The sequence below is a fragment of the Desulfatibacillum aliphaticivorans DSM 15576 genome (assembly GCF_000429905.1).
GTDB classification, from domain to species: Bacteria; Desulfobacterota; Desulfobacteria; order Desulfobacterales; family Desulfatibacillaceae; genus Desulfatibacillum; species Desulfatibacillum aliphaticivorans.
Window position 1 is genome coordinate 172,581 of record NZ_KE386983.1, and the last position, 7,755, is coordinate 180,335.

At 55.4% G+C, this 7,755-nt stretch carries 5 protein-coding genes; 2 read left to right on the forward strand and 3 right to left on the reverse strand.

Annotated features, from left to right (window positions below; translation table 11 throughout):
• Position 1: 1 nt before the first annotated feature.
• Positions 2-412 (reverse strand): MerR family transcriptional regulator, encoded by a 411-nt coding sequence (locus tag G491_RS0128405; protein ID WP_028316942.1) that lies wholly within the window; start codon positions 410-412, stop codon positions 2-4.
• Positions 413-577: 165 nt separating this feature from the next.
• Positions 578-2,653 (reverse strand): right-handed parallel beta-helix repeat-containing protein, encoded by a 2,076-nt coding sequence (locus tag G491_RS0128410; protein ID WP_028316943.1) that lies wholly within the window; start codon positions 2,651-2,653, stop codon positions 578-580.
• Positions 2,654-2,823: 170 nt separating this feature from the next.
• On the opposite strand from G491_RS0128410, the gene G491_RS0128420 reads away from it, so the two are divergent.
• The gene (locus G491_RS0128420; protein ID WP_028316944.1) at positions 2,824-3,786 is read left to right on the forward strand and encodes a P1 family peptidase; all 963 of its coding nucleotides are present in this window, start codon (positions 2,824-2,826) and stop codon (positions 3,784-3,786) included.
• Between the two features lie 630 nt (positions 3,787-4,416).
• On the opposite strand, the gene G491_RS0128430 is transcribed toward G491_RS0128420, so the two are convergent.
• The gene (locus tag G491_RS0128430) at positions 4,417-5,970 is read right to left on the reverse strand and encodes a YifB family Mg chelatase-like AAA ATPase (protein ID WP_028316946.1); all 1,554 of its coding nucleotides are present in this window, start codon (positions 5,968-5,970) and stop codon (positions 4,417-4,419) included.
• A 586-nt stretch (positions 5,971-6,556) separates the two neighbouring features.
• On the opposite strand from G491_RS0128430, the gene lpxC reads away from it, so the two are divergent.
• Positions 6,557-7,444 carry a UDP-3-O-acyl-N-acetylglucosamine deacetylase gene (lpxC, locus tag G491_RS0128435; protein WP_015949981.1) on the forward strand — a complete coding sequence of 296 codons (888 nt, stop codon included), beginning with the start codon at positions 6,557-6,559 and terminating at the stop codon, positions 7,442-7,444.
• Positions 7,445-7,755: the final 311 nt, after the last annotated feature.

Genomic DNA, 7,755 nt, shown 5'->3' on the forward strand with positions numbered 1-7,755 from the left:
GTCATTTACCTCCTTGAAGTTGATCCAATTTGTTTTGAAGACGTTTGCGCATGGCCATCATTTCTTTTTCCAAAAGCAGCAATTCCTCCTTGCGGATGCGAATTTCCTCCAGCTTTTGGGCGCCGTACGCCATGGATTTTTCGATCTGATCCCTCTCGTCCATGTCCATATCCGCCATGCCGATCATCTCCGCGATTTCATCCAGGGAGAAGCCAAACCGCTTACCCCGCAGGATCAGGCGCAGCCTGGCCCTGTCCTTGGGGCTGTATACCCGTTGGTTGCCGGGAGTGCGGGCGGGGGAAATCAGGCCCTTTTGCTCGTAAAAGCGGATGGTCGGGGCGCTGATATCCAGTTGTTCGGCCAGTTGGGAAATGGTGAAAGAGGCTTTATCTTGTTTGGGGGGTTGGGTCACGTCGCCTCCAATATTTAAAGTTGAATTTAACTTTAATAAGGTTCGCGGCGCAGGTCAAGAAAAATCAGAAGACGTCGGCTTATGGATAAAAACGGGGAACGCAAAGAGCGTCCCCCGGAGATAAAAGAACATCCGTTCAAATTGGAACGAGCCGTGCGAATATAATCAGGGCGCCTCTATAGCCCCCACGTCGCCCTTGCCGTTTACCGGGCGGGGCGTCGCCAATTGATCCTGGGTTTCCAAGGTGCTTTTTCTGCCCGGCAGGTTGTAAAAGCGCATGATGATATTGGGGCTGTCAGGCTGCACGCCGGCGTCGAACATGCCCGACCATGCATCGTCGCCCAAAATTTCCGGCCCCATGCCGGGGATGTTTTCCGCTGCCAGGGCCTCGTCCAGCATATGCCAGAAAAAGATGTAAGGATAATTGGAAAGCTCTTTGGGCCAGGTGTCGGCCGGGCCGAACCAGAGCGTGTCCGCCAGGGTCAGGATGGGGTCGCCGTCCGGGTCGGTGTAGGGCTGGACGCCGTCGGTTTCGTCGTCCGAATCCACGGTTTCCAGGAAATCTTCTAAGTCGGCGGTGAACTGGGCTGCGAATCCTTCCAACTTGTAATAATCCTCCACCCGGTCCAGCATGTAAGCCAGGAAGTTGTCGTCCGTTCCTTCCGTCACCCAGTATTCTGCGTAAATTTCCTGGATGTAATATTGGGCAGCGGGAATCTGATCCAATGCCTGGTCCGCTGGTTCATAGTAGAGGGGAACCGGAAGCCCTTCATCCACTCCCTCTGACAGGATGAAACCGTGCTCCACCGGACCGGTCGCCATGTCCAGAACATCATTGATAGCGATGTCGTGGGAGTCTCCTGTTTTGGGATAATGCTTGCGGCACAGGGACATCCAGTCTTTTTCTCCGACGGGGGCCAGAATCTGGCTGAAGTCCAAAACGCCTATGCGATTGAATCCACGGCTTTTAAAAGAAAACACGGTGCCGGTAAAGACGTCTTGGTCGTACACAGCGCCTCCGGATTCATGGACCGTGTTCCCCGCGATGATGCAATGTTCGATCTTCATATCATCCACGGCATGGGCGTTGCCGATGGTGGCCGCCACGCCGCCGGCCATATTGGATTTTCCCAGGGCGTCGGTGCGGGGAGTTCCATGCACTTCATTTTCCGCAATGGTGCAGGATTTCAAGGTCAGGCTGCCGTTGGACATGTACACGCCGCCGCCTCTCCAATAACCCATGCCTAAAAGAAAGGGCGGTATGCCCGAGGCGTCCGCCAGATTTTTGGCGATGGTGGTGTTGGCGACTGTGAGTGTTTTGGAATTGCCGATGCTGCCGCCATCCGAATAGACTCCGGCGCCGTAGGCGAACAGGGCGCTGATATGGTTGCCGCAAATGGAGCAGCGTTCGATAGTGGAGGCTTGGTCTTTGGAGCCGGCGCCCGTGACCGAATAGACCCCTCCGCCCGCCGCGCCGGCGCCGTAAATGGAGTTGCCGCTTATGACGCAATCTTTCAGATCGACGATGTCCGCGTATAAGCCGCCGCCGAAAGAGCCCCGATCCCGGGAGGATTCAAAGTCCCCCTCACAGTAGTTGCCGTATAGGGTGCAGTTCTCCAGGCCGGCCTTCCCCCAGACTGCGACGCCGCCTCCCCTGGCCAGGGTGTAGGGCTGGTCTTCGTTGTCTGCGGAGATGTCTTCGGCAACGCTGCGGCCTCCGGTAATGGTTATATTGTTCATGTACAGATTGCCGTATACTGCCAGAACCCGGGCGTCCTCCGCGCCCGCCCATTCCAGGGTTATGCCGTTGGGCAGGTTGGATGCGTCCAGGACCACGCTTTTCCTGGCGTACAGGGCTGATTTGCCGTAATCCCGGTCAAAATAGCCTTCCAGGTACGAGACCAGCCCGCTTTCCTCCTCCCTCATGCCCATGACTTCGCCTTTGAGGAGGGAATGCTCTTCACCTACGATGGACAACTGGATCACCCCGCCGTCCAGGCTGGAGTCAAAGACGATGGATTGACCGGACGCCGCCTGATTCAGGGCGGCCCTTAAGGTCAAACCCGCCTTGCGGGCCAGGGGGGCGTCGTCCAGGCTGCCCACCACGATGGGCGCCAGAACCGCGGCTGCGTTATCGTCATTATTTTTTTTAGCGATCGGGCCGTCGTCATCGTCATCACAGCCTGAAAATGCGAATACAGCCAATAATAGCAAGCAAATGATGGAGGAAATCCTTTTCATGTCCACTCCCTGGTTGCAGATTAAATTGTGGTTTTGGGGCAATGTGCAAGACCAGAATAATAGGGCAGGACAGGCTGCGGCGCAAGAGCTTTGTTGACCCGGAAGGCGGGGAAGGGATATGAAAGAGCAATTCTAAGCCGTCAAACCTGGATCTGAAATGGAGGGAAATCATGGAAAGCGCATCCTTTAAAGACTTGGCAAGCATTCGTATTGGACACGCCCAGAACGCGGAAGCCGGAACCGGCTGCACGGTGATCATCTGCGACAAGGGGGCGACTCCCGGCGTGGATGTGCGCGGCGGCGCCCCGGGCACCCGGGAGACGGACGCCCTGGACCCGGTGAATCTGGTGGACAAGGTGCACGCCGTGGTTCTTTCCGGCGGCAGCGCCTTTGGCCTGGACGCCTCCGCCGGCGTCATGGCGTATCTGGAAGAGCAGGGCGTAGGCTTTGACGTGGGCGTGACCAAGGTTCCCATCGTGGCCCAGGCGGTTTTGTTTGACCTTTTTGTGGGTGCGCACAACGTCCGTCCTGACAAAGCCATGGGCCTGGAGGCCTGTCAGGCGGCCAAGGTTTGCAATCCCCGGGAAGGAAACGCGGGCGCGGGAACCGGCGCTTGCGTAGGCAAGCTGCTTGGCATGGGACGGGCCATGAAATCCGGGCTGGGAGTTTCCATGCTTCGCCAGGGGGATTTGCTGGTCGGCGCAGTCATGGCGGTCAATTGCCTCGGAGATGTGGTGGACCCGAAAACCGGCGCCGTCCTGGCCGGGCTTTTGGAGGAGGATAAAAAGTCCTTCTCCTCCACTGAAAAAATCATGGCCGGATTTTATGACCAGGACTCCATATTTCCCGGCAATACAAGTATCGGCGTGGTGGTCACCAACGCGATTCTACAAAAATCCCAGGCGACCAAGATCGCCTCCATGTCTCACAACGGCATTGCCCGGACCATGAGTCCGGCGCACACCATGGTGGACGGGGATACGCTTTTTGTCATGGCGACCGGCGAGCAAAAAGCCGAGCCCAGCGTCGTGGGCATGATGGCCGCCCGCGCCGTGGAGCAGGCCGTGGTCCGATCCGTAACCCAAACCCCGGGCGCCTATGGGTTGTTGGGTTATGGGGACTTGATGAAATAGTATCTTTCCTTTTTTACCAGAAAAGCATTTAAGGATGCATAAAAGCTATTTTCCAAGTTGTGGGGTGACTGGCCCTATTGCACCAGCAGTCCGTATCAATCATTTGGGTCTGATAGGCTGTATTCCGAACAAGTGCGCCTGTTGCAGTCACATGTTTGAGGGCTCCTGCACCAGAGGGCTGGATGCCGTTGGGCGTTATCTCCATCTGGATCATGGGCCTTGCGGCGTCCCTGGGCCGACTGACCCGGTTTTGTATGAGTCCAGGTATATTGCTGCTAAAGCGGCGATCCCTCGAAAGTGCGCAGCTTGCAGTTTTTTAGAATTTGAAATGGTTCAAGGATTTATTTGCTCCAAAGATAAGGATATCTGGGGCGATTTTCCCAGGTCATTGGATTGGGGCGCGTGGTCGCCGGATAGTCTCTATTTTGACTTAGGATCTTCGAAAAACGCCACAAAGCAACTCTCCGTATGCTTCCAGAATAATAACCTTGCCGGTTTTATTGAAGAGTACAGGAGGGTAAACCCAGGGCTTTCCCTACAAGAGGCTAAAGCGGATTTTGCCACGTTGAGAGAAATACTCATAAATGCATAAATGGTTAATATTACATATACTACTAATGATATGGAAAACTACATAAACAACCCTGCCTGCACGGGAAGCTGGCCTTTACGGTCCAGGGTGCGGTACTGGATGGCTTCGGACACGTGGGAGGCCTGGATGTCCTGGACGCCTTCCATGTCGGCGATAGTGCGGGCGATTTTAAGAATGCGCTTGTACCCCCTGGCCGACAGCCCCAGCTTGTCCACAGCGGCTTCCAGCAAGGACGAGCACGAAGGATCCACCTTGCAATAGGCTTTCATGTGTCTGCCGTTCATCTGGGCGTTGCAGAATATTTTCGTGCGGGAGAACCTTCGGGACTGAATTTCCCGAGCCTTGGACACCCTTGCCGCGATGTCCGAGGAGGTTTCCGCATTGGCGTCGGTCATGAGCTCCCTGTACGGAACCGTGGGCACTTCCACATGAATGTCTATCCTGTCCAGCAAGGGGCCTGACAACCGGGAGCGGTACCGTTGGATTTGGGCGTAAGTGCATGTGCAGGGGTGCCGCGGATCGGAAAAATATCCGCACGGACAGGGGTTCATGGCGCCCACCAGCATGAAGCTGGCCGGATAGGTCAGGCTGGTCCGGGCGCGGGAAATGGTCACCTGCCGGTCCTCCAAAGGCTGCCTGAGCACTTCCAGAACGTGCTTTTTGAACTCCGGCATTTCGTCCAGAAACAGCACTCCGTTATGGGACAGGCTGACTTCCCCTGGCCTGGGAACCATGCCGCCGCCAATAAGCCCTGCATCGGAGATAGTGTGATGGGGGGACCGGAAAGGCCTGCGGGCCACCAGAGCCTGGCCTTCGTTCAACAGCCCGGACACGGAGTAGATTTTGGTGGTTTCCAGGGCCTCCTCAAAGGTGATGGGCGGCAATATGCCGGCCAGGCGTTTTGCCAGCATGGTTTTGCCTGAGCCCGGCGGTCCGATCATGAGCACGTTATGGCCGCCTGCGCACGCCACTTCCAAAGCCCTTTTTACATGATGCTGTCCGTGGACGTCCGTAAAATCCAGGTCCTCATCTCCGGTATTGGAAAAATAGGAGATGGCGTCCGTGGAAATTTCCTTGATTTTCTGCTCTCCCCGCAAAAAAGCGGCGGCCTGGGACAGATTTTCCGCTCCGAACACCCGGATTCCCTTGACCACGGCGGCTTCCTGGGCGTTGCCCGCGGGCACGATAATAGCCTCCGTGGTATCCCTGGCCGCCAGGGCCATGGGCAGGGACCCCCGGACGGGCTTTATCCTGCCGTCCAGGGCCAATTCGCCCAGGATCAGGTATTTATCCAACGCCTTTTTGGGGATGACTCCCGTGGCCGCCAGGATGCCTACGGCGATGGGAAGGTCAAAGCCGGTTCCTTCCTTCTTCAGATCAGCGGGGGCCAGGTTGACCGTAATGTGATCCTCAGGAAACCCGTAACCCGAATTGCCGATGGCCGCCTTGACCCGGTCCTTGCTTTCCTTGACGGAGGTCTCGGGAAGGCCTACAGTCGAAAAAAGGGGCAACCCGCTGGAGATATCCACTTCCACTTCGACGATGGTGGCGTCTATACCAAGCACTGCACTGCTGAGAACGCGAGCTAGCAAGTTGGTCTCCTTGTTCGATTTTTAAAACGGATGAACTATCATAACAGAATCTGATAAAAATTCAAATATATTTGTAATGTATTCGTAAAAAATTACACGGTAGGTCATTTGTAGACCGTAAATTAAGGAGGCGTTTATGTTGTGCCAATCATGCCGGCGGGAAACCCCGGACGACGACGGCTGCTAATTGAATGGCAAATGGCTGTGTGAAAAGTGCGCATGGAAGCAGGGGCTTTTTCCCCTGAGCCGCGCCGGCGCCAGGCGGGACAAAATTTCGGAACGGGGGCGGGTCCTTACCCTGCCTGAACCTGCAGAGCGATAAGGGGCGGTCAGCCAACGATGCGGGCGGTGATTTCGGAAGAAAAAAGAGGCCTCCATAAGGCTTGACCTGAATGGGAACAGGTGTTAAATAGGGATAGGTTTTTGTTTTTCTAAGGGTTTTACGTTTCGTGAATCCTTAAACAGCCGTAAAGGCTGGAATTCGCCTTTGGCGAAAACAGCTCCCACGGGAGCATAAAATATAGCAACAAACGCCACTGAAAAGGCTTGAGACCGGGACTCAAATACGACTCGGCAATATAACATTATGCAACGATATCAACACACGGTAGCCGGCGAGGCCCGTTGTAAAGGAGTTGGGTTGCATTCCGGCAGGGAGGTGGAACTATCCATCAAACCTGCGCCGCCCAACCATGGAATCCGTTTTTCCCGCATTGACCTGCCTAATCGTCCAACCATTTGCGCAATTTTCAAAAATGTCGTGGATACAAGTTTGGCGACGGTCATCGGCGGGGAAGGGGCCATCGTCTCCACCATTGAGCACCTGATGTCCAGTTTTGCAGGCCTGGGCGTGGACAACGCCCTGGTGGAGATCAATTCCTACGAACTGCCCATCCTGGACGGCAGCGCCGCCCCTTTCGCGCGCATGATCACAGAGGCGGGCCTTAAAGAGCAGGATAGCCCTAGATATTACTTTATGGTGCGCCAGCCTATTCAGCTTGCGGAAAACGGCAGATCCGTGACCATTTATCCGGACGAACAGGCGCGGGTGACGTGCAACATTGACTTTCCCCATCCGGCCATGGGCAAGCAAACGGTTTCCATCACCCTTTCGGGAAACGCCTTTGAAGAGGAAATCTGCCGGGCGCGGACCTTCGGGTTTCTTCACGAGCTGGAGTTCATGAAGCAATGCGGTCTGGCCAAAGGCGGAACCCTGGACAACGCCATTGTCCTGGATGAGGAAAAAGTGATCAACGAAGAAGGCCTGCGCTTCGAGGACGAGTTCGCCCGCCATAAACTATTGGACTGCCTGGGCGACTTTTCCCTGTTGGGCATCCCCATCCTGGGGCACGTCGTCACCCATAAGTCGGGCCACGCCTTTAATCATGCGTTTCTGGAAAAATTCTTCCAGGAAAAAGACTGCTGGGAAACCACCACCCTCATCGCCCAGGAAAAAGCGGTCATGCAGGCCTAAAGCCGTAAGCGTGAAATCTGTACGAATGATTTTAGTAGGGGCAGGGTTCCCCTGCCCAAGGCGGGCTTGCCCGCCCTATTTTTTGTTGGGTTTCGCAAGCTCTAACCAACCTGTTATGGGTAATACGTGTCAAGAGGCAAAACCGCTCCCTGTCCTTTTTTTATAGGAGTAGTTTTTTTTGAATTCACCTCCGGCGCCTTACGTTCGCAAGGATCTTCCGACGTTTGATCACTCTGTTATTCGCGGGTTGGTTGCCGCATGATTTTTTTTCGTCTTGGGATCGCCCCTATCTACGTTCGTGAGTCCAGGCT